Here is a 24,098-nt window from a genome sequence, read left to right on the forward strand (position 1 = left end):
GGAAACTCGGCGCATGACTGTACAAAAACACAGCCCTCTCAACAGTGCCGTCGCTGCCGGGCCACGCGGCCGCGGCAGCGCCGTGCGCCCGGACGGCCGCTTTCTCCAGTGGCAGCGCGAGGGTTTCGACGACGGCTGGCCCACCGCGGGCGACGAGGACGACACCCGGCTCGCCACCGAATTGCGGATCGACAGCGCCAAGACCGTCATCACCTACAACCAGTCGCCGGACATTCCCTTCGACCGTTCGATCAACCCCTATCGCGGTTGCGAACACGGCTGCGTGTATTGCTTTGCGCGCCCGAGCCACGCCTACCTCGACCTCTCTCCCGGGCTCGATTTCGAGACCAAGCTGTTCTGGAAGCCCGATGCAGCCACGGTGTTGCGACGCGAACTGGCAAACCCCCGCTACCGCTGCGCGACCATCGCGCTGGGGGTGAATACCGACGCCTGGCAGCCCGTGGAACGTCACACCGGGCTGACCCGGCAGATCCTGCAGGTGCTGGCCGAAACCCGCCACCCGGTCAGTCTCATCACCAAGTCGTCCTTGATCGAGCGCGATCTCGACCTGCTGGCCGATCTGGCGCGCGATGATCTGGTCCAGGTCATGCTGTCGATCACCACGCTCGACGACGACCTGGCGCGAGTGCTGGAGCCTCGCGCAGCCCGGCCGGCGCGGCGGCTGGAAACCCTGAGCCGGCTGCGCGCCGCCGGCGTGCCGGTCGGCGTGCTGTGCGCGCCGCTGATACCCGCCTTGAATGATCACGAACTGGAAGCGGTGCTCACCGCGGCGCATGCTGCGGGCGCGGATACCGCCGGCTATGTGGTGCTGCGCCTGCCACACGAACTGCGCCAGATCTTTACCGACTGGCTGGCACGCCACCGGCCCGACCGCGCCGCCCACGTCATGAGCCTGGTGGAGCAACTGCGCGGCGGGCGCAGCTACGACAGCCGCTTCGGCCACCGCATGCGCGGCACCGGCGTCATCGCGGACCTCTACAGCCAGCGCCTGCGGCGCATCTGCCGCCGGCTGGGCTTGAACGAGTCCCGGCGCACGCTCAACACCGCGGCGTTCCGCCCGCCGGCCGCGGACACGCCTCAGCTGTCGCTGTTCTGAAGGCCGGCGCGCTGCGGCGTCAAACGATGACGCCCCCGCCCAGGCAGACCTTGGACTCGTACACCACCACGCTCTGTCCCGGGGTCAGCGCCCATTGCGGGGTGGCAAACGCGATCTCCGCGCGGCCTTCGCCCAGCGCGTCGATTTCGCATGGCATGTCGGCGGTGCGGTAGCGCGGCTTTGCGGTGTATACCCAGTGGGTGCGCGGGTCGCGCCCGGCGATCCAGTTGAGATCGGTGGCGAGCAGACGGTCCTTCAGCAGTGCGGGGTGGTCGTGCCCCTGCACGACGTAAAGCACATTGGCCTTCACGTCCTTCTTTGCGACGTACCAGGCCTCGTGCTCGCCCGCCTCGTCCTGGTTGCCCTTGATGCCGCCGATGTGCAGACCCTTGCGCTGGCCGATGGTGTGGTACATCAGCCCCTGGTGCTCGCCGAGCACACGGTCGTCGTCCAGGCAGCGGATCTCGCCCGGCTTGGTCGGCAGGTAGCGCATCAGGAACTCGCGGAACGGACGCTCGCCGATGAAGCAGATGCCGGTCGAATCCTTCTTGGTCGCCACGTGCAACCCGGCCGCCTCGGCGATCTTGCGCACTTCGCGCTTGTACAGGCCACCCAGCGGGAACAGCGTCTTGGCGAGCTGGGCCTGGTTCAGCCGGTACAGGAAATAGCTCTGGTCCTTGGTGCCATCCTCGGCCTTCAGCAGCTGGAATTCGCTGCGGCCGTCATTGATCCATTCGCGCACCTGGGCGTAATGGCCGGTGGCGATGCGCTCGGCGCCGAGCTGCATCGCGTGGTCGAGGAAGCAGCGGAACTTGATCTCTGAATTGCACAGGATGTCCGGGTTGGGCGTGCGGCCGGCCTCGTATTCGCGCAGGAAGTCGGCGAACACGCGGTCCTTGTATTCGACACTGAAGTTCACCACTTCCAGGTCGATGCCGATCACGTCGCACACCGAGGCAACATCGACCAGATCCTGCCGCGTCGAGCAGTACTCGTCGTCGTCGTCGTCCTCCCAGTTCTTCATGAACAGGCCGGTGACCTCGTAGCCCTGCTGCTTGAGCAGCAGCGCGGTCACCGACGAATCGACGCCGCCGGACATGCCGACGACCACCTTCATCCCTTGCGGGTCTTGCTTACTGGACATTCGGTCCTTCTCCATCTAGCCAGTCCGCGAGCGGCAGCACCACGGCCGGCTCGCCATTGTCGACGAACCAGCTGTCGACGACATAGCGGCGCGCCAGCGAGGTCGCAGCCGCGTCCGCAAGCGGCGCCTGCGCGTCGCACGCGCAATCCTCGCCGGCCTCCGAATGGGTCACAGCGGGCGCCCCGCCGGAAGCCGACATCTCAAGTTCTTCGATCACCGCCGAATAATGCTGGAAAAAGCGTCCGCGCCGCTCGCGCTCGAGCACCCGGTGAAAGCGCAGCGCCCCTCTCGATTCAAGCAACTGCAACAGCCGCGTGGTGGAGGTCGAGTGATCGATGCAGTCCATCCGCCCGCTTCCCTCCTCGTCGGCAAAATTCCCGCCGCGATCGGCGGCCACCACGGTCTGCTCGCCCGCCACCCGGTACAGGCCACCGATCGCGCCGGCGAGGATGGCGCGTTCCGCGGCCGCAGAATCCGCGCCCTGCAGGCGATGCACGACGGCCTGCAGCAGCTCACTGTCGTAGTGCACCACGGATTCGGCCGCGCATCCGTAGCCGTGGCAGATGCTGACCCACGCTTCCTGCGCAGCCGCTTCGCCGCCCCACGCCAGCAGGACGCAGCAGGCGGCCATCCAGGCGAGGGCGCGACTCATCAGCCGTAGTGGCGGATCAGTTCGAGCGGATAGCGGCGGCCGGCGATCCAGTCATCCACGCACTGCAGGATCAGCGGGCTGCGATGACGATCGGCGGACGCGGCCAGCTCGGCCCGCGTCATCCACACCGCGCGCACGATGCCCGCGTCCAGCGTCCGCACTTCCGGCGCCGCGGCAACGGAGCCGCCGAAAGCGAAGCGCAGATAGGTGATGTCCTTCTGCGGCCGCGGCCACTGGTAGATGCCGACGAGGTATTCCGGGCTGAAGCGGTACGCGGTTTCCTCCAGCGCCTCGCGCGCGGCGGCGGCCAGCAGCGATTCCCCCTCGTCGAGGTGGCCGGCCGGCTGGTTGAAGCGCAGCCCTTCGGGGGTTTCCTCCTCAACGACGAGGAAGCGCCCGTCGCGCTCGATCACCGCGGCAACGGTGACGTTGGGTTTCCATCTGTTGTCCATCTTTGCCTGCGCCCGCCCAAAGTCCGCCATTTTACCCGCCGACGCGCGGAATCGTTTGCAGGCCGCGACCGGCCCTTTCCTTTGCGATAGAATTCGGCAGTTAAGCCCGGCCGCCGGGCAGATTCGAACTCATTTCCGCTGGAGATTCCCACCATGTCCATGGCCGACCGCGACGGTTTCATCTGGTACGACGGCAAGCTCGTACCGTGGCGCGACGCAACCACCCACGTCCTCACCCACTCCCTGCACTACGGGCTGTCGGTGTTCGAGGGCGTGCGCGCCTACAAGACCGCCAAGGGCACCGCGATCTTCCGCCTCGCCGAGCACACCCAGCGTCTGCTCAACTCCGGCAAGATCTACATGATGGACATCCCCTACTCCAAGGAAGTCCTGATGGAAGCGCAGAAGGAAGTCGTGCGCGCCAACAAGCTGGAATCCTGCTACCTGCGCCCGATCGCCTTCTACGGCTCGGAAAAGATGGGCATCTCCACCCGCGGTGCCACGGTGCACGTCGCCATCGCGGCCTGGCCCTGGGGCGCCTACCTGGGCGAAGACGGCCTGGAGAAGGGCATCCGCGTCAAGACCTCGTCCTTCGCCCGCCAGCACGTCAACGTGACCATGGCGCGCGCCAAGCTCGCCAGCACCTACGCCAACTCCATCCTCGCCAACCTCGAGGCCACCCAGGACGGCTACGACGAGGCGCTGCTGCTCGACACCCAGGGCTTCGTCGCCGAAGGCTCCGGCGAGAACCTCTTCGTCATCAAGGACGGCGTGATCTACGAACCCGAGATCGCCTCCGCGCTGACCGGCATCACCCGCGACTCCGTCATCCGCGTCGCGCGCGAACTCGGCTACGAAGTGCAGTCGCGCCGCATGACCCGCGACGACATCTACATCGCCGACGAAGCCTTCTTCACCGGCACCGCGGCGGAAGTGACGCCGATCCGCGAACTCGACAACCGTACCATCGGCGAAGGCCGCCGCGGCCCGATCACCACCAAGGTGCAGGCGCGCTTCTTCGACATCGTCAATGGCCGCGCCCCCGAGTACGAAAACTGGCTGTCCCTGGTCTGAGGAATCCGAGATGCCCGAAAACAAAGACAAGTCGCAACCCATCGCCGTCAGCGCGCACGACCTGCCGCTGTACTGTCCGCAGCCGGACGCGCCGCTGTGGGCGCGCCACCCGCGCGTGTTCCTCGACGTGCTGACCGAAGGCAAGGCCGTGTGCCCGTATTGCAGCGCGCAGTACGAATTCACCGGCGAAGCCCCCAAGGGTCATCACTGACCCCTGCCGGGGGCTTCCACACGGGAGCCCCCGCGCGGCATCGAGCCGCAGGCCGTGCGCCTGCGTTCCTGCATTTCCGCCCCACGCTGTCACCCCGATCTTGCCCCTTTCTCCGGCACGCGCTCCGCTTGCTTCGTATGAAGCGCCCTGGTGGCTACCGGGCGCTCACCTGCAGACCATCTGGCCGCTCGCCCGCCGCATCCGCTGCCCGGACTACCGCCGCGAACGCTGGACAACGCCTGACGGCGACTTCATCGACCTCGACTGGCACGGTCCGGCGAAGCCCGCGTCACACGCGCCGCTGCTGGTGCTGTTTCACGGCCTGGAAGGGTCCAGCCGCTCCCATTACGCCCGCGCACTGACCACGGCCGCTGCGGCGCGAGGCTGGACCGCGGTGGTGCCGCACTTTCGCGGCTGCTCCGGTGAGCCGAACAACCTGGCCCGCGCCTACCATTCCGGTGACAGCGACGAGGTCGACTGGATACTCCAGCGTCTCGCCGCCCTGAACCGCAAGCGCCCGGTGCTCGCAGCCGGCGTGTCGCTGGGTGGCAACGCCTTGCTCAAGTGGCTCGGGGAGCGCGGCCAGGCGGCATTGCAGGTAGTGGATGCGGCCGTTGCGATCTGCCCGCCGCTGGACCTCACGCTGTCGGGCCACGCGCTGGCGCGCGGCTTCAACCGCGTCTATACCCGCCACTTTCTCGCCACGCTCAAGGCCAAGGCGCTGCAGAAGGCCGCCCGTCACCCGGGCTGCTGCAATCCGGCAAAAGTGCGCAGCGCCCTCACCCTGTTCGACTTCGACGACGCCTACACCGCGCCGGCCCACGGTTTCGCCGGGGCGGACGACTACTGGCGGCGCGCCTCCAGCAAGCCCTGGCTGCGCGGCATTGCCTGCCCCACGCTGCTGCTGAGCGCCGCCAACGACCCCTTCGTGCCGGCGGCGGCCCTGCCGTCGGCCGCGGAGCTTGCGCCCGCCGTGCGCTTCGAATGCAGCCGCCACGGCGGCCACGTCGGCTTTCTGGGCACACCCTGGCCCGGCGGCCAGGACTGGCTGCCCGCCCGCACGCTCGACTTCCTCGCCGGACGCAACGGCAGCGGCCGGCTTGCAAACCCAAACATCTAGCAGCGCACTGACATACTATCCTTCCCCGCTACCCATCCTGATCGCATCGGAAGCCCTCCATGACCCAGTCCAAGCCCTTTGTTCCCGCCCCTGAAATCTTCAAGGCCTACGACATCCGCGGCATCGTCGACAAGACGCTGACGGTCGAGGCGGTGCGCGCCATCGGCCAGGCCCTCGGCTCCGAGGCCCGCGCCCGCGGCCAGAAGGCGATCGCGGTCGGCCGCGACGGCCGCCTGTCCGGCCCGGCACTCGCCGGCGCACTGGCCGACGGCATCCGCGCCGCCGGCGTGGACGTGGTCGACATCGGCTGCGTACCCACCCCGCTCACCTACTTCGCCGCCTACCACCTCGGCACCGACTCCTGCGTGTCGGTCACCGGCAGCCACAACCCGCCGGACTACAACGGCCTCAAGATGGTGCTCGGCGGCCAGACGCTGTACGGCGAACAGATCCTCGACCTGCGCCGCCGCCTGATCGAGGGCGACCTCACCGAAGGCGCCGGGGAGCTGCGCACGGCGGACGTCAACGCGGCCTATCTGGAACGCGTCACCTCTGACGTCAAGCTCTCCCGCCCCATGAAGATCGTCATGGACTGCGGCAACGGCGTCGCCGGCGCAATCGCCCCGGCGCTGTTCAAGCAGCTCGGCTGCGAACTGGTGGAACTCTTCTGCGAGGTCGACGGCAACTTCCCCAACCACCATCCGGATCCGTCCAAGCCGGAAAACCTGGAAGACGTGGTGCGCGCGCTGAAGGAAACCGATGCCGAACTCGGGCTGGCCTTCGACGGCGACGGCGACCGCCTGGGCGTGGTGACGAAGGACGGCGAGATCATCTTCCCCGACCGCCAGCTGATGCTGTTCGCCGAGGACGTGCTCTCGCGCGTGCCCGGCGGCGAGATCATCTACGACGTCAAATGCACCCGTAACCTCGCGGGCTGGATCAAGCAGCGCGGCGGCAAGGCGACCATGTGGAACACCGGCCACGCACTGGTCAAGGCCAAGCTCAAGGAAACCGGCGCCCCGCTCGCTGGCGAGATGAGCGGCCACATGTTCTTCAAGGAACGCTGGTACGGCTTCGACGACGGCCTCTACGCCGGCGCCCGCCTGCTCGAGATCCTGTCGCGCTCGGGCGACGCCAACGCGGTGCTGAAGGGCCTGCCGGACGCGGTGAGCACGCCCGAACTCAACATCAAGATGAACGAAGGCGAACCCTTCGAACTGGTGAAGCGCCTCAAGGAACAGGCTCAGTTCGACAGCGCGGTCGAGCGCATCACGCTCGACGGCGTGCGCGTGGAATACGCCGACGGTTTCGGCCTGGCGCGGCCGTCCAACACCACGCCGGTGGTGGTGCTGCGTTTCGAGGCCAATGACGCGGCCGCGCTCGCGCGCATCCAGGACGCCTTCCGTACCGCCATCACTTCGGTGTGGCCGGGGGTCAAGCTGCCCTTCTGACCGCCCGCCTCCGCACGCGGAGACCATGTCAAGACCGGGGGTTCGTGCTAGCCTCGCACGGATCCCCTTTTCATTTGTTCACGCCCCTCCGGACGCATGCGGACCATCGACGAATCCCGACTCGAAGAAGCCCTGAAGGGCGTCTCCATCCCCTCCTGCCCCGCCATCCTGACCGAACTGCTGGCTGAACTGCGCAAGCCTCAGGCCAATGGCAAACGTGTCGCACAACTCATCAGCCAGGACGTCGGCTTGGCCGCAATGGTGGTGAAGTCCGCCAATTCCCCGCTGTTCGGCAGCGCGCGTCAGATCGCATCCGTGGCCGACGCGATCAAGCTGCTCGGGTTCAGCACGGTTTCCAACCTCGTCTGCGAAGGCCTGCTGCGAAGCACCATCGGCACCCAGGACGCCTCGCTGGAGCGCTTCTGGGACAGTTCGGTGCACACTGCTTCGGTCATGGCCGAACTCGCCGGGCGGCTCGGCGGCGCACCGCGCGACACCGCCTACACCTTCGGCCTGTTCCGCGACTGCGGCATTCCGCTGCTGGTGCAGCGTTTCCCGGGCTACAAGAAGGTGCTGGGGACGGCCAACGAAAAAACGGACCAGGTGTTTACCGCCATCGAAGACGAAGCCCTGTCGACCAACCACGCGGTGCTGGGCTATTTCCTCGCCCGCTCGTGGGGCCTCACCGACGTGGTCTCGCAGGGCATCCTCTGTCACCACGACTACAGCCTGCTGGAAGACCCGGCGGGGCTCGACAGCGCGTCGCGCTCGCTGATCGCGCTCAACGTGCTCGCCGAGCACATCGTCAGCCACTACCTGCGGGTGCGCCAGGACATGGAGTGGATCAAGGCCGGCGAGCGGGTGGCCGCCTACTTCGGCATGCCGCTGGCCGATCTGGAGGACCTTGCCGAAGACCTGCTTTACCAGTTGGACGAGCGCCGCAACCAGGAAAGCTGAGCGGCGCCGCGCGCGGACAAGAAAATGGCCGACTCGATGAGTCGGCCATTCTTGTTTCGGCGGGGCACCCGCCCCGCCTTTAAGCCTCTGGCTTACAGCTTGGCGCTGACCCAGGCCTGCACCGCCGCCAGCGCGGCCGGCAGTTTGTCCGGCTCGGTGCCACCCGCCTGGGCCATGTCGGGACGGCCGCCGCCCTTGCCGCCCACCTGCTGGGCGACGAAGTTCACCAGTTCGCCGGCCTTGACCTTGCCGGTGAGGTCGGCGGTGACGCCGGCGATCAGGCTTACCTTGCCGTCGGCCACCGAGGCCAGCACGATCGCCGCCGACTTCAGCTTGTCCTTGAGCTTGTCCATGGTCTCGCGCAGCGTCGGCACGTCGGCGCCTTCCAGCGTCGCGGCCAGCAGCTTGGCGCCACCGACATCCACCGCCTGCGCGACCAGATCCTCACCCTGGCTCGCCGCCAGCTTGGACTTCAGCCGCGCCAGTTCCTTTTCCAGCGCCCGCACGTTGTCGAGGATGCCGGCCACGCGTTCCGCGACTTCATCCGGTTGCACCTTGAGCAGCGCGGAAACGCCCTGCACGCGGCGCTCCTGTTCCTGCGTGTAGCGCAGCGCGTTCTCGCCGGTCACCGCTTCGACGCGGCGCACACCCGCCGCCACGCCCCCTTCGACCACGATCTTGAACAGGCCGATGTCGCCGGTGCGGGCCACGTGGGTGCCGCCGCACAACTCCTTCGAAGAGCCGATGCTGAGCACCCGCACCTCGTCGCCGTACTTCTCGCCGAACAGCATCATCGCGCCCGACTTCTGCGCATCGTCCAGCGCCATCACCGCGGCTTCGGTCGCGGCGTTGGCGAGGATCTCGCGGTTGACGATCTCCTCGACCTCGCGGATTTCCTCCGCGCTCATCGGCGCAGTGTGGGCGAAGTCGAAGCGGGTCTTGTCCGGATCGACCAGCGAGCCCTTCTGCTGCACGTGCGGCCCGAGCACTTCGCGCAAGGCCTTGTGCATCAGGTGGGTGACTGAGTGGTTGCGTGCGGTGGCGGCGCGCGCGGCGGTGTCGACGCGCGCTGCAACGCCCTGGCCGACCGCCAGCTTGCCGGTCTTGACCACGCCGTGGTGGCCGAACACGCTGGCCTGGATCTTCAGCGTGTCTTCGACGCCGAAGATGCCGGCCGCGCCTTTGAGTTCGCCGCGATCACCCGCCTGGCCGCCGGATTCGGCGTAGAACGGGGTGTGGTCCAGCACCACCACGCCAAGGTCGCCCTCGACCAGCTCATTGACCGCCACGCCGTCCTTGTAGAGCGCCAGGATGTTGCCCTTGGCCTCCAGCTTGTCGTAGCCGTGGAAGGTGGTCGCCGGGCCGTCGTAGTCGAGGTTGGCCGCCATCTTGAACTTGCCGGCGGCACGGGCCTGCTCCTTCTGGCGCGCCATCGCGGCGTCGAAGGCGGCGGCATCCACCGTCACCTCGCGCTCGCGGCAGATGTCGGCGGTGAGATCGAGCGGAAAGCCGTAGGTGTCGTGCAGCTTGAAGGCAGTGTCGCCGTTGAACACGGTGTTGCCGGCCGTCGCCATCGCCGCGAGTTCGCCCTCGACGATCGCCATGCCGTTTTCGATGGTGGCGAAGAAGCGCTCTTCTTCCTGACGCAGCACATCGGCGACGCGACGCTCGCCGGCCTTGAGTTCGGGATAGGCCTCGCCCATTTCGGCGACGAGGTCGGGCACCATCTTGTGGAAGAAGGCGGCACGCGCGCCCAGCTTGTAGCCATGGCGGATGGCGCGGCGGATGATGCGGCGGAGCACGTAGCCGCGGCCTTCGTTGCCGGGGATGACACCATCGGCGATCAGGAAGGAACAGGCGCGGATGTGGTCGGCCAGCACCTTATACGACGGACTGATCGTGTTGGTCATACTGTCCCGGGCCCGCTCGACAAGCGCCTCCGCCGTACCAACTGCCCGCATTGCGGAGCTAATTAGGCTCTTGAACAGGTCGATCTCATAGTTGGCATGCACGCCCTGCAACACGGCAGAGATTCGCTCCAGGCCCATGCCGGTATCAACGGAGGGCTTGGGCAGCGGATGCATCACGCCCTGCTCGTCGCGGTTGAACTGCATGAACACGTTGTTCCAGATCTCGATGTAGCGGTCGCCGTCCTCCTCGGGCGATCCCGGAGGGCCGCCCCAGATGTGCGGGCCGTGGTCGTAGAAGATCTCGGTGCACGGGCCGCAGGGACCGGTGTCGCCCATCATCCAGAAGTTGTCGGAGGCGTAGCGCGCGCCCTTGTTGTCACCGATGCGGATCACGCGCTCGGCCGGCACGCCGACTTCCTTGGTCCAGATGTCGTAGGCCTCGTCGTCTTCCGCATACACCGTGACCCACAGCTTGTCCTTGGGCAGCTTGAAGACCTCGGTCAGCAGCTCCCAGGCGTAGGTGATGGCGTCGCGCTTGAAGTAGTCGCCGAAGCTGAAGTTGCCCAGCATCTCGAAGAAGGTGTGGTGGCGCGCGGTGTAGCCCACGTTCTCGAGGTCGTTGTGCTTGCCGCCGGCGCGCACGCACTTCTGCGAGGTGGTGGCGCGGCTGTAGGGGCGCTTGTCGAAGCCCAGGAACACGTCCTTGAACTGGTTCATGCCCGCGTTGGTGAACAGCAGGGTCGGGTCCTCGTGCGGCACCAGCGACGAGGACGCCACGATCTGGTGGCCCTTCGACTCGAAGAACTTGAGAAACTTGGCGCGAATTTCGGCAGATTTCATGGATGTTTGGGTACACACGAGACATGGGGCCCGGCCAGCGGGCGAATGCGCGAGTTTATCATGAGCCTTCGACGCCACTGCCCGCGGCCCTGCCCGGCCCAGACCGTATAATTGACGTGCACGTCAACCACACAGAGAGAGACAGATGGGACACCGCCTTTCGAAGATCTACACCCGCACCGGCGACGCCGGCACCACCGGCCTGGGCGACGGCAAGCGCGTATCGAAGAACAGCCTGCGCATCCACAGCCTGGGCGAGGTGGATGAGGTGAACGCGATCATCGGCGTGCTGCTGTGCGAAGAACTGCCGGAAGACGTGCGCGCGCTGCTCACCAATGTGCAGCACGACCTCTTCGACCTCGGTGGCGAGGTCTGCATCCCGGGCATGAGCATGATCACCGGCAAGCAGGTCGACCACCTCGAAACCGAACTCGACCGCCTCAACGAGCCCCTCGAACCGCTCAAGGATTTCATCCTGCCCGGCGGCACGCGCGCCGCCGCACTCGCCCACCACGCCCGCACGGTCTGCCGCCGCGCCGAACGCGCGCTGGTGGCGCTGGCGCTGGAAGAAGCGGTCAACGACGGCCCGCGCCAGTACCTCAACCGGCTGTCGGACCTGCTGTTCGTGCTCGGCCGCGTGCTCAACCGTGCCGGGGGCCGCGGCGACGTGCTGTGGCAGAAGCGCAAGAACGCCTGATACCACCGCGCCGGCAAGGGCCCTCGCCCTCAGCCGGCCCGCAGCGCCGCGCGGTGCGCTGCCCGCGCGGCGTAGTAGTGCGCCAGGGCTTCGTCGATCGCTTCCCAGGCATAGTCGCCCACGCCGGCGATGCCTTTCGCCTTCAGCTTTTCGGTGGGACCATCGCCGATCTTCGCCACCAGCACCGCCTCGCAATCGGCCACAGCGGCCAGGATGCCCGCCAGCGCCCCCTGGTCCGAACTGCCGCCCAGGCAGTAGTGCGCCACCTCGCGTTTCTCCACCGGCCGCGCACCCGCCGCATCCACGTCGTACACATGGAATACCTTGGCGTGGCCGAAGTGTTCGCTGACGGCCAGCCCGTCCTTGGTGGCCACCGCCACTCTCGCTTGTTCCTGCACGGTTCCTCCCGGCGCTATGCTTGACGAACCTTTCCGGAAGCAAGAGCCGCGCCGCTGCAGACCCTGATGACACCGCTCGCCCGACATCCGCTGCTCGCCCTCACCCCGCTGTACGACGCCACCGCCGCGCAGGCGCTGTTCGATACCCTGTGCGCCGAAATCCCGTGGAACGATGGCGACTACACCGCGGCCGGGCGGCGTTTCCGGCTGCCGCGCCTGCAGTGCTGGTTTTCCGATCCGGGCGCCACCTACCGCTACGCCGACAACCTGATGAACTCCCACCCGTGGACGCCGACGCTGGCCGCATTGCGGGCGCGGGTGGAAGCCGTCAGCGGCGTCCGCTTCAACGCCGTGCTCGCCAACCTCTACCGCGACGGCGAGGATGCGGTGGGCTGGCATGCCGACGACGAGGATGACCTCGGCCCCGCGCCGCACATCGCCTCGCTCAGCCTCGGTGCCACCCGGCGTTTCCACTGGCGACCCAAGCCTGGCGTTGTCGGAGAGGCGGACGCGCTCCCCCTGCCCGCGGGCACGCTGCTGCTGATGCGCGCGCCCTTCCAGCAACAGTGGGAACACGCTGTGCCGGCCGAGCCCGCGGTCCGGGGCGCGCGCCTCAACCTCACCTTCCGCAACGTGGTGGCGCCGGCCTGAACGGCGCCCCGCGTTCTGCAGCAAAGCCCACATCCCCGCGCCCACTGCAGGCAACCCGACGAGGCCTCGCCGCGGCCGTCGCGCCGCATCCCGCGCGGCCGGCGGGCTGCGCAGCGATGGGTTGCGTGGCCCGAAGCTTGCAGACCTCCCCGCGTCCCGATCATTTTTCCGATGCGAGGTGGCACCATGCTGGAAGTTGCAATCGTCGGCGGCGGTCTGTGCGGACTCGCTCTCGCCAACACGCTGCAGCACGCGAACCGCTCGTTCGCGCTGTTCGAAGCCCGCGACCGCCTCGGCGGCCGCATCCTCACCCGCAAGGATGCCGCCGGTACGCCGGTCGACCTTGGCCCCACCTGGTTCTGGCCCGACACCCAACCGCGCATTGCGCGCCTGATCGCCGACCTGGGCCTCGAAACCCGCGCCCAGCAGGAAGACGGCACGCACCTGATGCAGGTCGAGCCGGGCGGCAAGCCGAGCCCGCTGTCGCAGCCCGACTTTCACGGCGGCGCGCGACGCGTGGCGGGCGGCATGGACGGACTCGTGCAAGCGCTCGCCGCGCGCCTCCCCGCGGCAGGCGTCCACCTCACCCATGCGCTCACCGCGCTGCGCGACCGCGGCACCCACGTCGAACTGCACTTCAGCGAGCCCAATGGCGAGCGCTTCGTACTCGCGCGCCGGGTGGTGCTGGCGCTGCCGCCGCGACTGGTGGAAGAGCATGTGCGCTTCGACCCGCCGTTGGCGCCTCGGGTGCGCGAGGCGATGCGCGACGCGCCCACCTGGATGGCGGCCCAGGCCAAGCTCGTCACCCGCTACACACGCGCGTTCTGGCGCGAGCAAGGCCTGTCCGGCACCGCGTTCACGCGCTACCCGGGCGCCGTTCTCGCCGAGACCTGGGACGCCAGCGAAGCCGACGAGGCCGGGGTGCTCGGTGCCTTCCTCGCGCTGCCGGCAGCCCTGCGCGACAGCTTCGGCGCCGGCCTGCCGATGCTCACCGCCAGCCACCTCGCCCAGTTGTTCGGCCCCGCCGCGCAGGGCGGCGACAGCCTGTACCAGGACTGGGCGCAAGAGCCCCACACCTGCAGCACGCTGGACCAGACGCCGCCGCTGCTGCACCCCGACTACGCCAACCGCGACCTGCGCCTGTCGCACTGGCGCGACAAGCTGTACTTCGGCGGCACCGAAACCGCCGCGTATGGAGCGGGCTACATGGAAGGTGCGCTGGAGGCCGCGGGTCGCATCCAGCGCGACCTTGCGCTCGACTGGGCCGAGGCCGCCTGAGGGACGACCACGCCGGGCCGGCCGCGCACCGCAGCGCGGTCGGCCCGGCGCGTACTACGTAGCGCCGCCGCCCTGCTCCGGCACGACAGCGGCCGCCTGGTGGCCGCCCTGCGCCGCCAGCAGTTCGCGGAACAGCGGGGAGCCCTGCGCGAGCGCCCACGCGCTACCCACCGCCTCGACACGGCCGTCGCGCATCAGGATCACTTCGTCGAAGCGGTCGAGCAGGTGCAGGCGATGCACCGACGACACCACCGCGGCTTCCCCGAAGCGGCTGAACAGGCCTTCGTAGACGCGCGTTTCGGATTCGGGATCGAGGCTGCTGGTCGGCTCGTCAAGCAGCACGAGTGCCGACCCCTCGGCCGCCAGCACGCCGCGCGCCAGCGCCAGCCGCTGACGCTGGCCGCCGGACCAGTTCGCACCGCCCTCCGCGACCCGCGTCCCCAGCCCCTCGGGCAACGCCTCCACCAGCGCCTCCGCGCAGGTGGCGTGCAGCGCTTCCCGCACCCGCGCCGCCGCCACCTCCTCGCCCACCGCCAGGTTCTCGCGCAGCGTGCCGTCGAACATCTCCGCCTGCTGCGGAATCAGCGTCGCCCAGCCGCGCAAGGCCATCACCGCCTCGTCGCCGGCCACCACCGCCGGCTCGCGGCCATCGCCCTCCACCCGAAGCTCGGCCCCCGCCGCGTCCAGACCGGCCAGCACCCGCAGCAACGTGGTCTTGCCGGCGCCGCTCGGCCCCACCAGGGCATAGCGGCGGCCACGCACGAACCCTAGGCGGTCGATCGCCAGCCCGCCGCGCCCGCCTGCGTGAGTGAGGCGCAGCCCGCTCACCAGCAGCCGGTGCCACCCTTCCGGCGCGCTCGCCGCGGTGACCGGTTTCACCTGGGGCGCTTCGAGCAAGGGCCGCGCCGCCGCGTAGTCCGCCCGCTGGCGCGACAGCGACTGGAAGTGCGCGGCGATCGCGGTGATCACCCCGCCCGCCTGCTGGGCGTACTCATAGACCATGAAGACCTTGCCCAGCGCCACGCCGCCCGCCACCGCGGCGCCGCCGATGAGGCCGCCCGCCTCGGCCGCATAGACGCCGACCAGCACGCACCACAGCAGGCTCGCGAGCAGATCGACCGAGCACCACTTGATCTCGTTGAGCACGATGCTCCGCCGCAAGGGGCCGAACGCGGCCGCCAGCCGCGCCGCCACCAGGCGCGCCGCACCACCACCGCGCCGCAGCGCGAGCACCGAGAACACGTTGCCGAGCACATCGACCACGGTGGCCGCATAGCGGCGCTCGGCGTGGTTCTCATCCACCGCAAGCCGCATCATGCGGCGGTCGAAGCGGGTGATGAGCAGGCCGATGAGACCGTAGCCCACCACCGCCACCGCCCCCACCAGCGGCGAGATCAGACATAGCGCCACGATCGGCCCCACTAGCCGCACCGTGTTCTGCAGGTAGATGAACTGACTCTGCGCGAAGTCGTAGAGCGCGTGGGTGCTCTGCTGCACCCGATGCGTGGTTTCACCCGAGTGGTGTCGCTCGTGCCAGGCCAGCGGCGCCGCCATCAGCCGCCCCACCAGCAGCGCCGAGAGCCGCTCGCGCACGCGCAGCGCGACGTTGCGCTCCAGGATGCGGCCCGGCCCGTGCAGCAGCCAGCTGGCCGCGATCGCCGCGAACACCAGCGCCAGCCAGCGCCCCGCCCCCGCCAGCCCGTCGATGCCGCCGTGCTGGATCGTATCGATCGCCCGCCCCGCCAGCCACGGCACCGCCAGCTTGAACAACTGCGACGCCAGCAGCAGCAAAAAGCCCCACAGGATCAGGTGACGAACGCCGGCCGCGTGGCGCCACAGCGCGCGGTAGAGGCCGGCGAGGCTGACCGGGCGGTCGCTGCCCTCCGGTCCCGGATCGGGGGTTTCCAGCGCAATGGACTGCGGATCACTCATGGACATCTCGGCGGGGGTTGGCAAACAGCCGATTATCGCCCGGAGCCTGCCCTCCGCTGCGCAGCGCTCAGCCCGCGGATTCGCCGAACAGGCCGATCTGGCGCGCCACCGCTGCGTCGCGGCCTTCTTCGGCGAAGCGTACCCCCACGCCGAGCAGGCGCACCGGCAGCCCGCGACGGGCATGGCCTTCGGCCAGCAGCGCCTGCCAGACCGCGGTGTCCGGCGCGCTCGCGACGCACTCCACCGTGGTCTGCGAGAAATCCGCAAACTTGATCTTCACCACCGCCTTGTGCACCGGCCGCAGGTCGCGCGCCCTGCCGAAACGGCGGCCGAACTCCTCGATCAATGCCGGCAGCGCCGCCGCGCAGGCGGCGAGATCGGGCAGGTCGGTGACGTAGGTGGTTTCGACCGACAAGGACTTGCGGACCCGGTCGGGCTTGACCTCACGCTCGTCGATGCCGCGGCACAGCCGGTGCAGGCTGGCGCCGAAGCTGCCGAACTCGCGCGTCAGCGCGGCCAGCGTCCAGGGCCGCAGATCGCCGCAGGTGTGCACGCCGAGGCGGTTGAGCCTGGCCGCGGTGACCTTGCCGACGCCGAAAATCTTCTTCACCGGCAGCGCGGCGACAAAGGCATCCACCTCGTCCGGCCGCACCACGAACTGCCCGTCCGGCTTGTTCCAGTCGCTCGCCACCTTGGCCAGAAACTTGTTGGGTGCGATGCCGGCCGACGCGGTGATGCCCACCTCGGCGCGGATGCGGGCGCGGATCTCCTGCGCCATCAAGGTCGCCGAGCCCTTGCAGCGATCCACCCCGCTGACGTCCAGATAGGCCTCGTCGAGCGACAGCGGCTCCACCAGCGCGGTGTAGTCGCGGTAGATCGCGAGAATCTGGCGCGAGGCGGCGCGGTAGCGTTCGAAGTCGGGCGGCAGCAGGATCAACTGCGGGCAGCGCTGCAGCGCACGCGCGGTGGACATCGCCGAATGGACGCCGAAGGCGCGCGCCTCGTAGCTGCAGGTGGCGATTACGCCGCGGGTTTCCGCCCGCCCGCCCACCGCTACCGGCTTGCCGGCGAGCGCGGGGTTGTCGCGGACCTCGACCGCAGCGTAGAAGCAATCGCAGTCGCAGTGGATGATCTTGCGCATGCTGTGTGCAGGACGAACCGGGACGTGCCGCCAGCCGCTCGGGGACCGGCCGCGTCAGCCCGCCTCGTCGCCCGCCACGCGCAGCGCCGGGCGCACCGGCGCCGCATCCGCCGCGTCGTCTTCCAGCGCGCGCTCGACCAGCGCGGGCGACAACGCCTTGGCCGGCGTTACGCCGAGTTCGCGCAGCATCTCGGCCTGCCGCACCAGGTTGCCACGGCCGCGCGCGAACTTGCCGTAGGCGGCGTCGAAGGATTTCTGCGCCTGGGCCAGGCGGTTGCCGAGCGCATCCATGTCGTCGACGAAGCCGACCAGCTTGTCGTACAACTCGCCGCCGCGGCGGGCGATCTCCTGCGCATTGCGGCCCTGCGCCTCCTGCCGCCACAGGTGGGCGACCGTGCGGACCACGAACAGCAGCGTCGACGGCCCGACCAGCAGCACGTTCTTCTGCCACGCATCCATGAACAGCGCGTCGTCGTGCGTCACCGCGAGCATGAAGGCGGGCTCGATCGGGACGAACATCAGCACGAAATCGAGCGAGCCGACGCCGTGGATCTGCTGGTAATTGCGCTCCGCCAGCCCCTTGATGTGGGCCCGCACCGATTCCAGATGGCGCCGCACCGCCAGCTGGCGCGCGGCCTCGTCCTCGGCCACCACGCAGGCTTCGTAGGCGGTCAGCGAGACCTTGGCATCCACCACCAGGTGGCGGTCTTCAGGCAGGTGGATCACCACGTCCGGCTGCGCCCGGCTGCCGTCCTCGCGCGCATGGCTCTGCTGGGTGTCGTACTCCACCCCCTTGCGCAGGCCGGAGGCTTCCAGCACGCGCTCCAGCACCAGCTCGCCCCAGTTGCCCTGCGCCTTCACCGACCCCTTGAGCGCCCGGGTCAGGTTCTTCGCGTCCTCGCCGAGCGCGCGGTTGAGTTCCATCAGCTGCCGCACCTGCTCGGCCAGCGCGCTGCGGTCCTTGCCTTCCTGCACGTAGACCTGCTCGACGGTGCCCTGGAACGCCTGCAGACGCTCCCGCAGCGGCTCGAGCAACTGGCCGATGTTGGTCTGGTTCTGCTCGGTGAAGCGCTTCGATTTCTCTTCGAGGATGTCGGCCGCGAGCGCCTTGAACTGGTCGCTCAGCGCCTCGCGCGCCTGCTGCAGCAGGGCGATCTTCTCTTCCGCATTGCGCCGCTCGGCAAGCAGGCGCTCGGCCAGCACGGCGCGTTCGGCGCGGGTCTTCTCCAGCGCCTCGCGCCAGCCCTCCGCGCGCGCCAGCACGTCCGCCCGCTCCACGCGCAACGCCTCGCGCTCCGCCTCCAGCAGGCGCGCCCGTTCGCGCAGCGGGGCGAGCGCCGCCTCCGCCTCCAGCCGCGCGCGTTCCAGCGCCTGGGCACCGCGCCCGCGCTGCAGCAGCCAGGCGAGCACGAAGCCCGCGCCCAACCCAGCGAGTGCCGCCAGGGTCATCTGCAAGGGGATGTCGATCATGCCGCCACCATCGGTTCCGCCCCGCCGGCCGGCGGCAACAAACGCAACGCCCGCCGGCATTGCTGGCGGCGGGCGTCGGTGATTGCGCTACGCGGCGCGGGCAAGGCCGGGCCTTACTCCGTCTCGGCCGCGCGCTCCACGCGGCGCTGGCGCACGGCGCCGGCCAGCGTGTCGAGCACGCCGACCGAGTCTTCCCAGCCGATGCAGGCGTCGGTGATGCTCATGCCGTATTCCAGCGTGCAGCCCGGCTTGAGGTCCTGACGGCCTTCCTTCAGGTGGGACTCCACCATCACCCCGATGATGCGGTCCTCGCCGCGCGCCAGCTGGGCCGCGACGTCGTGCGCCACCTCGATCTGCAGGCGGTGCTGCTTGCGGCTGTTGGCGTGCGAGAAGTCGATCATGACCTTGCCCGGCACGCCGGAGGCCGCGAGTTCCTTGCACGCGGCATCCACGCTGGCGGCATCGTAGTTGGTGCTCTTGCCGCCGCGCAGGATGGCGTGGCAGTCCTCGTTGCCGCGGGTGGAGACGATGGCCGAGTGGCCGGCCTTGGTGACGCTGAGGAAATGATGCGGCGACTGCGCCGCCTTGATCGCATCGACCGCGATGCGGACGTTGCCGTCGGTGCCGTTCTTGAAGCCCACCGGGCACGACAGGCCGGAGGCCAGTTCGCGGTGCACCTGGCTCTCGGTGGTGCGGGCGCCGATCGCGCCCCAGCTGATCAGGTCGGCGATGTACTGCGGCGTGATCATGTCGAGGAACTCGGTGCCGGCGGGCAGGCCGAGTTCGTTGATTTCCCACAGCAGCTTGCGCGCGAGCCGTACGCCTTCGTTGATCGCGAAGCTGCCGTCCAGGTGGGGGTCATTGATCAGGCCCTTCCAGCCCACCGTGGTGCGCGGCTTCTCGAAATACACCCGCATCACCACCAGCAGGTCGTTCTTCAGCCGCTCAGCCTCGACCTTCAGGCGGCGGGCATATTCCATCGCCGCGTCAGCATCGTGGATGGAGCACGGCCCCACCACCACCAGCAGGCGGTCGTCGGCGCCGTAGAGGATGCGGTGGATCGCCTGGCGCGCCTCGTACGCCGTTTCCGCGGACTTGGCGGTCGCCGGAAACTCGCGCAGCACATGGGCGGGCGGCACCAGTTCCTTGATCTCCTTGATGCGGACGTCGTCGATATGGATCTTCATTGAGGCGGACATGACGAAACCTGGCCGAAAGCGGTAAAGCGGACGATTCTAGCGAACTTTTGTGCCTGTCCGCGCCGGCTCCAGCATGTTGCGGCGCAAAAAGAACAGGATTAAGGTGAGCCTCCTTTCCTCCAGCCAAGGGAGAACGCCATGCCGCCCTTGCTCGCGCTTGTCTTCGACGCGCTCGTGTTCGTACTGCTGCCGTGGCTGATCTGGCGCGGACTGGGCCGCCGCCTGCCGCTGGCGGTGTTACCGATTCTGGTGGGCCTCGGCCTCGCCGCCGCCCACCTGCCGGCGGTCGCGATCGGCATTCCCTCGTTGATCGGCCACCAGATCGGCTTTGTCGGCGTGCTGCTGCTCGCGTTCGCCGCCGGGCTGGAAATGCGCCAGACACCCGACAGCACCGAGACGGTTCACGCGCTGCCCGCACAGCGGCTGTCGGTATCGCGCCTGGCCAGCAGCGCCGCGGCCGCGCTCGCGCTGCCGTTCATCGTCGGCACGGTCGCCGCGCACTATCACTTTCTTGGCCTGCCCGGCTGGGCCGCCCCGCGCGGCGACGGCTGGATCGGCGCGCTGGCGATCGGGCTGTGCGTGGCGGTCAGCGCGCTGCCGGTGCTGATCGGCCTGGTGCGCGAACTTGCGCCGCCCGAACGCCCGCTCGGCCAGATCGCGCTCGGCGTCGCCGTGATCGATGACGCGGTGCTGTGGATCGGGCTCGCGGTGCTGCTGCTGTTCGCCAACGGGGGCACCGCCTTTGCCACCTGGGACGGCAGCGAACTGCTCGCGGTGGGGGCGCTTGGCGTGCTGGGGCTGCTGGGCGTGGTGGCATCGCGCACCGGCTGGGTAGCGCCAGCGTGGATGCTGTGGCCGGTTGCCGCGCTCTACCTGACGGTGGGTGCGTGGGCGAGTTCCAGCATCGGCCTGCACGCCCTGCTCGGCGCCTACTTTGCCGGCGCCATGATGGCGCCGAACTGGGCCGCGCGGCTGCCGGTGGAAGGCATCGGCAAGTTCGCGCTGGTGGGCCTCGCGCCGCTGTTCTTCGGCCATAGCGGCCTCGGCATCGACGGCAACGCGCTGTCGTGGTCCTCGCTTACCGCCTCGCTCGGCCTGCTGGCCCTGGCGGTGGTTTCCAAACTGGCGGCGGTGCTCGCCTACCCGCCCTCGCCCATGCTGTCGCGCCGCCAGGCGCTGGCAGTGGGCGCCCTGCTCCAGTGCAAGGGGCTGATGGAGATCGTCGCTGCCACCATCCTGCGCGATCAGGGTCTACTCTCGGAGTACGCCTACGCCGCGCTGGTGACGCTGGCGGTGCTGTCGACCACGCTGACCGGCCCGCTCTACCGCCTGTGCCTGCCGCGCGCGGCCGCGCCGGCGCTGGAACCCGCGGACTGTCCGCGCAACGGTTCCTGAGCCGGGCCGCGGGTGAGCCCCAGGGCGACGGTGCGGTTTTGAACGTCGCCCAAGGATGGATTGTCAGTGTGGCAGCGTGCCGCAGCCCTCGCCCACGCCGCCCGGAGCCCAACCATGTTGATCAAGCGTCCTGCCGATATCCCCCCCTCCGAAATCACCCCGCGCGCGCTGTTCGAAGACCGCCGCCGCTTCATTGCCACCGCCGGCGCCGGGCTTGCCGGCGCGCTGCTCGGCCCTGGCCTGCTGTCTGCACACGCCGCGCCCGCCCCGGGCCCGGGGCGCACCGCGCTGTCGCCGCTGGCGCCCTCGCCATTGAGCACGACGGAGGAAAAGACCAGCTACAAGTCCGTGACCACCTACAACAACTTCTACGAATTCGGCACCGACAAGGCCGACCCCGCGGAGAACGCCGGCAAGATGGCGCTGCGGCCGTGGACGCTGCGGGTGGAGGGCCTCGCCAACAAGCCCCGCACCTTCGACATCGACGAACTGCTGCGGCTCGCCCCGCTGGAAGAACGCATCTACCGGCTGCGCTGCGTGGAGGCGTGGTCGATGGTGATCCCGTGGGTGGGCTTTCCGCTCGCCGCGCTGCTCAAGCAGGTGGAGCCCCAGGGCAGCGCGAAGTACGTGGAGTTCGTCAGCCACTACGATCCCAAGATCATGACCCGCCGCCCGGTGCTGGAGTGGCCCTATGCGGAAGGCCTGCGCATGGACGAAGCGCTGCACCCGCTGACCATCCTGGCGGTGGGCCTGTATGGCGAGGTGCTGCCGAACCAGAACGGCGCCCCGCTGCGGCTGGTGGTGCCGTGGAAATACGGCTTCAAGAGCGCGAAGTCCATCGTCGCGATCCGCCTTGTCGACAAGCAGCCAGCCACGGCATGGAACCGCGCGGCGCCCGACGAATACGGCTTCTATTCCAACGTCAATCCCGAGGTGTCGCACCCGCGCTGGAGCCAGGCGACGGAGCGCCGCATCGGCGAATTCCGCAAGCGGCCGACGCTGATGTTCAACGGCTACGCCGACCAGGTGGCGCGGCTGTACCAGGGCATGGACTTGCAGCGCAACTTCTGAATCCGGACCTCACGATGGCGATCCTGCGTCACCCTACCTCGTTCCAGATCGCGGTCATCAAGGCCGCGCTGTTTCTGCTGTGCCTGCTGCCCGCGGTGCAACTGGCGCTCGGCGCCTACCGGGACACGCTCGGCGCCAATCCGGTCGAGGCGATCACGCACGCCAGCGGCGAATGGACGCTGCGCTTCCTGCTGATCACGCTCACCGTCACGCCGCTGCGGCGCGCCACCCGCCTGCACTGGCTGCTGCGGCTGCGGCGGATGCTGGGACTGTTCGCATTTGCCTACGGCGTCGCCCACCTGTTCACCTACCTGTGGCTGGACCAGTTCTTCGACTGGATGGCGATCGCGCTCGACATCCTGAAGCGCCCCTTCATCACGGTGGGCTTTGCCGCATTGGTGCTGATGCTGCCACTGGCGCTGACCTCCAACGCGTTCTCGATCCGTCGCCTGGGCGGACGCCGCTGGCAATCGCTGCACCGCTCGGTGTATGGCATCGCCATCCTCGGCGTGGTGCATTACTGGTGGCTGGTGAAGGCCGACGTGCTGGCGCCGGCGGTGTATGCGCTGCTGCTGGCAGCGCTGCTGGGGGTGCGGGCGTGGTGGCGTGAGCAGGAGCGCCGCCGGCAACTCGCGGCCGCGTTGCCGGCCCGGGTGCCGCGCGGCAAGGTCATCCCGCTGGTGCCGAAATGAAGACCGCCGCCCGGAGGCGGCGGCAAGTGCTCAGACGGCAGGCTTCGGGCGGATGGCGTGCTTGGGCCGCCAGGCCTTGATCACCGTCTCGTCGGTCTCCACGTAGGGGCCGCCGATCAGGTCGATGCAGTAGGGGATCGCCGCGAAGATGCCGACATGTTCGACGCTGCCGTCGGCGCCGCGCAGGCCTTCGAGGGTTTCGCGGATCGACTTCGGCTGGCCCGGCAGGTTCACGATCAGGCTGCTGCCACGGATCACCGCCACCTGGCGCGACAGGATCGCCGTGGGCACGAAGTTGAGGCTGATGCGGCGCATCTCCTCGCCGAACCCAGGCATCACCTTGTCGCCCACCGCCAGCGTGGCCTCGGGCGTGACATCGCGCGGCGCCGGGCCGGTGCCGCCGGTGGTGAGGATGAGGGAGCAGCCCGCGGTGTCGGCCAGTTCGACCAGCGTGCGCTCGATCGTGGGCTGGTCGTCGGGAATCAGCCGCGTCACCGCGGTCCACGGCGAGGTCAGCGCGCGCCCCAGCCACTCCTTCAGCGACGGGATGCCCTGGTCTTCGTAGGTGCCGTCCGAGGCACGGTCGCTGATTGAAACCAGGCCGATGGTGATGCTGTCGCTCATGCTTGCTCCGGGGAGTCGTCGGGGGTGTCGTCATCCGCGCCCGCGGCTTCCAGGTCGCGCAGCACGCGGAAGATTTCGCGGAAGGACTTGGGCGGCTTGTTGTTGTCGCGCTCTTTCAGCGCATTGCGGCGCAGGGTGCGCAGATGCTGCAGATCGGCCTGCGGCCAGGTGTTGGCGATGTGCTCCAGCACCTTCTCGTCTTCGATGAAGTCGGCGCGCAGCTTTTCCAGGCGGTGCTGGCGCGCCACTTCGGCGGCGGAGACGCCGTTGAACACGTCGAGCTGGGCCTGGATCGGCTCCGGATCGACGTTGCGCATCAGCTTGCCGATGTACTGCATCTGGCGCCGGCGCGCCTCGTGGGAGGTGAAGCGCTGGGCGTCGCGCACCGCGTCGAACAGCTCTTCGGGCATCGGCACCTTGCGCAGCCGTTCGACCGAGAGATCGACGAGTTGCTGGCCAAGATCCTGCAGCGCGTGCATCGCCCGCTTGCGGCTGCTCTTGCTCGGCGGCTCCATGCCGTCTTCGTCGGCGGGGTCGTGATATTCAGGGCGGGAAACCATTGTGGGTCAAGCGTCAGGCGGGATCGGGGTAAGATTATAGCCTTTGCCTCCCGGTGTTCCGC

Annotated in this window: 23 protein-coding genes; 12 read left to right on the forward strand and 11 right to left on the reverse strand. The window is 68.8% G+C overall.

What is annotated here, in order from left to right; all coding sequences use genetic code 11:
* Positions 1 to 13 precede the first annotated feature (13 nt).
* Positions 14 to 1,117 (forward strand): PA0069 family radical SAM protein, encoded by a 1,104-nt coding sequence (locus dqs_RS14315; RefSeq protein WP_065340908.1) that lies wholly within the window; start codon positions 14 to 16, stop codon positions 1,115 to 1,117.
* 19 nt (positions 1,118 to 1,136) lie between these two features.
* Here dqs_RS14315 and mnmA read toward each other — a convergent pair whose 3' ends face one another.
* The 3 genes from mnmA to dqs_RS14330 are packed head-to-tail and all read right to left on the reverse strand — an operon-like array spanning position 1,137 to position 3,365.
* Positions 1,137 to 2,234: a tRNA 2-thiouridine(34) synthase MnmA gene (gene mnmA, locus dqs_RS14320; protein WP_065340909.1), complete on the reverse strand. Its 1,098-nt coding sequence runs from the start codon at positions 2,232 to 2,234 to the stop codon at positions 1,137 to 1,139.
* 16 nt (positions 2,235 to 2,250) lie between these two features.
* Entirely contained in the window at positions 2,251 to 2,913 is a 663-nt protein-coding gene (locus dqs_RS14325) for a hypothetical protein (protein ID WP_179947992.1), read from the reverse strand.
* On the reverse strand, positions 2,913 to 3,365 hold the full coding sequence (locus dqs_RS14330) for an NUDIX hydrolase (RefSeq protein WP_041643773.1): 453 nt from the start codon (positions 3,363 to 3,365) through the stop codon (positions 2,913 to 2,915). Before dqs_RS14330 ends, dqs_RS14325 begins: the two co-directional genes overlap by 1 nt.
* 153 nt (positions 3,366 to 3,518) lie before the next feature.
* Here dqs_RS14330 and dqs_RS14335 point away from each other — a divergent pair, with 153 nt between their 5' ends.
* The 5 genes from dqs_RS14335 to dqs_RS14355 all read left to right on the forward strand — a co-directional run bounded on the left by dqs_RS14335 (position 3,519) and on the right by dqs_RS14355 (position 8,178).
* Positions 3,519 to 4,439, forward strand: a complete 921-nt coding sequence (locus dqs_RS14335; RefSeq protein ID WP_011766501.1) for a branched-chain amino acid transaminase — start codon at positions 3,519 to 3,521, stop codon at positions 4,437 to 4,439.
* Between the two features lie 10 nt (positions 4,440 to 4,449).
* Positions 4,450 to 4,650, forward strand: a complete 201-nt coding sequence (locus tag dqs_RS14340; RefSeq protein ID WP_011766502.1) for a zinc-finger domain-containing protein — start codon at positions 4,450 to 4,452, stop codon at positions 4,648 to 4,650.
* 100 nt (positions 4,651 to 4,750) lie between these two features.
* Entirely contained in the window at positions 4,751 to 5,770 is a 1,020-nt protein-coding gene (locus dqs_RS14345) for a hydrolase (RefSeq protein WP_065340911.1), read from the forward strand.
* A gap of 59 nt (positions 5,771 to 5,829) precedes the next feature.
* Positions 5,830 to 7,221, forward strand: coding sequence for a phosphomannomutase/phosphoglucomutase (locus dqs_RS14350; RefSeq protein ID WP_065340912.1), 1,392 nt, complete (start codon positions 5,830 to 5,832; stop codon positions 7,219 to 7,221).
* Between the two features lie 96 nt (positions 7,222 to 7,317).
* The gene (locus dqs_RS14355) at positions 7,318 to 8,178 is read left to right on the forward strand and encodes an HDOD domain-containing protein (RefSeq protein ID WP_011766505.1); all 861 of its coding nucleotides are present in this window, start codon (positions 7,318 to 7,320) and stop codon (positions 8,176 to 8,178) included.
* 92 nt (positions 8,179 to 8,270) lie between these two features.
* On the opposite strand, the gene alaS is transcribed toward dqs_RS14355, so the two are convergent.
* Entirely contained in the window at positions 8,271 to 10,928 is a 2,658-nt protein-coding gene (gene alaS, locus dqs_RS14360; protein ID WP_011766506.1) for an alanine--tRNA ligase, read from the reverse strand.
* 145 nt (positions 10,929 to 11,073) lie between these two features.
* On the opposite strand from alaS, the gene dqs_RS14365 reads away from it, so the two are divergent.
* Positions 11,074 to 11,625 (forward strand): cob(I)yrinic acid a,c-diamide adenosyltransferase, encoded by a 552-nt coding sequence (locus dqs_RS14365; RefSeq protein WP_011766507.1) that lies wholly within the window; start codon positions 11,074 to 11,076, stop codon positions 11,623 to 11,625.
* Between the two features lie 29 nt (positions 11,626 to 11,654).
* Here dqs_RS14365 and dqs_RS14370 read toward each other — a convergent pair whose 3' ends face one another.
* The gene (locus tag dqs_RS14370; protein WP_236778685.1) at positions 11,655 to 11,999 is read right to left on the reverse strand and encodes a NifB/NifX family molybdenum-iron cluster-binding protein; all 345 of its coding nucleotides are present in this window, start codon (positions 11,997 to 11,999) and stop codon (positions 11,655 to 11,657) included.
* A 90-nt stretch (positions 12,000 to 12,089) separates the two neighbouring features.
* On the opposite strand from dqs_RS14370, the gene dqs_RS14375 reads away from it, so the two are divergent.
* Together dqs_RS14375 and dqs_RS14380 are read left to right on the forward strand one after the other, a co-directional pair.
* Positions 12,090 to 12,674: an alpha-ketoglutarate-dependent dioxygenase AlkB family protein gene (locus tag dqs_RS14375; RefSeq protein WP_011766509.1), complete on the forward strand. Its 585-nt coding sequence runs from the start codon at positions 12,090 to 12,092 to the stop codon at positions 12,672 to 12,674.
* 186 nt (positions 12,675 to 12,860) lie between these two features.
* The gene (locus dqs_RS14380) at positions 12,861 to 13,952 is read left to right on the forward strand and encodes a flavin monoamine oxidase family protein (protein ID WP_065340914.1); all 1,092 of its coding nucleotides are present in this window, start codon (positions 12,861 to 12,863) and stop codon (positions 13,950 to 13,952) included.
* Between the two features lie 54 nt (positions 13,953 to 14,006).
* On the opposite strand, the gene dqs_RS14385 is transcribed toward dqs_RS14380, so the two are convergent.
* From dqs_RS14385 to aroG, 4 genes are all read right to left on the reverse strand, one after another.
* On the reverse strand, positions 14,007 to 15,884 hold the full coding sequence (locus tag dqs_RS14385; RefSeq protein ID WP_065340915.1) for an ATP-binding cassette domain-containing protein: 1,878 nt from the start codon (positions 15,882 to 15,884) through the stop codon (positions 14,007 to 14,009).
* A gap of 67 nt (positions 15,885 to 15,951) precedes the next feature.
* Positions 15,952 to 17,025, reverse strand: coding sequence for a DNA polymerase IV (gene dinB, locus dqs_RS14390; RefSeq protein WP_065340916.1), 1,074 nt, complete (start codon positions 17,023 to 17,025; stop codon positions 15,952 to 15,954).
* 54 nt (positions 17,026 to 17,079) lie between these two features.
* Positions 17,080 to 18,495 carry a DNA recombination protein RmuC gene (locus dqs_RS14395; RefSeq protein WP_065340917.1) on the reverse strand — a complete coding sequence of 472 codons (1,416 nt, stop codon included), beginning with the start codon at positions 18,493 to 18,495 and terminating at the stop codon, positions 17,080 to 17,082.
* Positions 18,496 to 18,608: 113 nt separating this feature from the next.
* A complete protein-coding gene (gene aroG, locus dqs_RS14400; RefSeq protein ID WP_011766514.1) occupies positions 18,609 to 19,694 on the reverse strand; it encodes a 3-deoxy-7-phosphoheptulonate synthase AroG in 1,086 nt (361 codons plus the stop codon).
* A 138-nt stretch (positions 19,695 to 19,832) separates the two neighbouring features.
* Here aroG and dqs_RS14405 point away from each other — a divergent pair, with 138 nt between their 5' ends.
* From dqs_RS14405 to dqs_RS14415, 3 genes are all read left to right on the forward strand, one after another.
* A complete protein-coding gene (locus dqs_RS14405) occupies positions 19,833 to 21,089 on the forward strand; it encodes a cation:proton antiporter (protein ID WP_065340918.1) in 1,257 nt (418 codons plus the stop codon).
* A 114-nt stretch (positions 21,090 to 21,203) separates the two neighbouring features.
* Complete coding sequence (gene msrP, locus dqs_RS14410; protein ID WP_065340919.1) at positions 21,204 to 22,160, forward strand: protein-methionine-sulfoxide reductase catalytic subunit MsrP; 957 nt, start codon at positions 21,204 to 21,206, stop codon at positions 22,158 to 22,160.
* 14 nt (positions 22,161 to 22,174) lie between these two features.
* The gene (locus dqs_RS14415; protein WP_065340920.1) at positions 22,175 to 22,852 is read left to right on the forward strand and encodes a protein-methionine-sulfoxide reductase heme-binding subunit MsrQ; all 678 of its coding nucleotides are present in this window, start codon (positions 22,175 to 22,177) and stop codon (positions 22,850 to 22,852) included.
* A 30-nt stretch (positions 22,853 to 22,882) separates the two neighbouring features.
* On the opposite strand, the gene mog is transcribed toward dqs_RS14415, so the two are convergent.
* Positions 22,883 to 23,476 (reverse strand): molybdopterin adenylyltransferase, encoded by a 594-nt coding sequence (mog, locus tag dqs_RS14420; protein ID WP_011766518.1) that lies wholly within the window; start codon positions 23,474 to 23,476, stop codon positions 22,883 to 22,885.
* Positions 23,473 to 24,036 (reverse strand): ribosome biogenesis factor YjgA, encoded by a 564-nt coding sequence (gene yjgA, locus dqs_RS14425; RefSeq protein ID WP_011766519.1) that lies wholly within the window; start codon positions 24,034 to 24,036, stop codon positions 23,473 to 23,475. The genes mog and yjgA overlap by 4 nt, the downstream gene beginning before the upstream one ends.
* Positions 24,037 to 24,098 lie beyond the last annotated feature (62 nt).

Source organism: Azoarcus olearius (genome assembly GCF_001682385.1).
GTDB lineage: Bacteria > Pseudomonadota > Gammaproteobacteria > Burkholderiales > Rhodocyclaceae > Azoarcus > Azoarcus olearius.

Coding starts and splice junctions, on each gene's coding strand:
- dqs_RS14315 (WP_065340908.1), top strand. CDS start 14: ATGACTGTACAAAAACACAGCCCTCTCAACAGTGCCGTCGCTGCCGGG.
- mnmA (WP_065340909.1), bottom strand. CDS start 2,234: ATGAAGGTGGTCGTCGGCATGTCCGGCGGCGTCGATTCGTCGGTGACC.
- dqs_RS14325 (WP_179947992.1), bottom strand. CDS start 2,913: ATGAGTCGCGCCCTCGCCTGGATGGCCGCCTGCTGCGTCCTGCTGGCG.
- dqs_RS14330 (WP_041643773.1), bottom strand. CDS start 3,365: ATGGACAACAGATGGAAACCCAACGTCACCGTTGCCGCGGTGATCGAG.
- dqs_RS14335 (WP_011766501.1), top strand. CDS start 3,519: ATGTCCATGGCCGACCGCGACGGTTTCATCTGGTACGACGGCAAGCTC.
- dqs_RS14340 (WP_011766502.1), top strand. CDS start 4,450: ATGCCCGAAAACAAAGACAAGTCGCAACCCATCGCCGTCAGCGCGCAC.
- dqs_RS14350 (WP_065340912.1), top strand. CDS start 5,830: ATGACCCAGTCCAAGCCCTTTGTTCCCGCCCCTGAAATCTTCAAGGCC.
- dqs_RS14355 (WP_011766505.1), top strand. CDS start 7,318: ATGCGGACCATCGACGAATCCCGACTCGAAGAAGCCCTGAAGGGCGTC.
- alaS (WP_011766506.1), bottom strand. CDS start 10,928: ATGAAATCTGCCGAAATTCGCGCCAAGTTTCTCAAGTTCTTCGAGTCG.
- dqs_RS14365 (WP_011766507.1), top strand. CDS start 11,074: ATGGGACACCGCCTTTCGAAGATCTACACCCGCACCGGCGACGCCGGC.
- dqs_RS14375 (WP_011766509.1), top strand. CDS start 12,090: ATGACACCGCTCGCCCGACATCCGCTGCTCGCCCTCACCCCGCTGTAC.
- dqs_RS14380 (WP_065340914.1), top strand. CDS start 12,861: ATGCTGGAAGTTGCAATCGTCGGCGGCGGTCTGTGCGGACTCGCTCTC.
- dqs_RS14385 (WP_065340915.1), bottom strand. CDS start 15,884: ATGAGTGATCCGCAGTCCATTGCGCTGGAAACCCCCGATCCGGGACCG.
- dinB (WP_065340916.1), bottom strand. CDS start 17,025: ATGCGCAAGATCATCCACTGCGACTGCGATTGCTTCTACGCTGCGGTC.
- dqs_RS14395 (WP_065340917.1), bottom strand. CDS start 18,495: ATGATCGACATCCCCTTGCAGATGACCCTGGCGGCACTCGCTGGGTTG.
- aroG (WP_011766514.1), bottom strand. CDS start 19,694: ATGTCCGCCTCAATGAAGATCCATATCGACGACGTCCGCATCAAGGAG.
- dqs_RS14405 (WP_065340918.1), top strand. CDS start 19,833: ATGCCGCCCTTGCTCGCGCTTGTCTTCGACGCGCTCGTGTTCGTACTG.
- msrP (WP_065340919.1), top strand. CDS start 21,204: ATGTTGATCAAGCGTCCTGCCGATATCCCCCCCTCCGAAATCACCCCG.
- dqs_RS14415 (WP_065340920.1), top strand. CDS start 22,175: ATGGCGATCCTGCGTCACCCTACCTCGTTCCAGATCGCGGTCATCAAG.
- mog (WP_011766518.1), bottom strand. CDS start 23,476: ATGAGCGACAGCATCACCATCGGCCTGGTTTCAATCAGCGACCGTGCC.
- yjgA (WP_011766519.1), bottom strand. CDS start 24,036: ATGGTTTCCCGCCCTGAATATCACGACCCCGCCGACGAAGACGGCATG.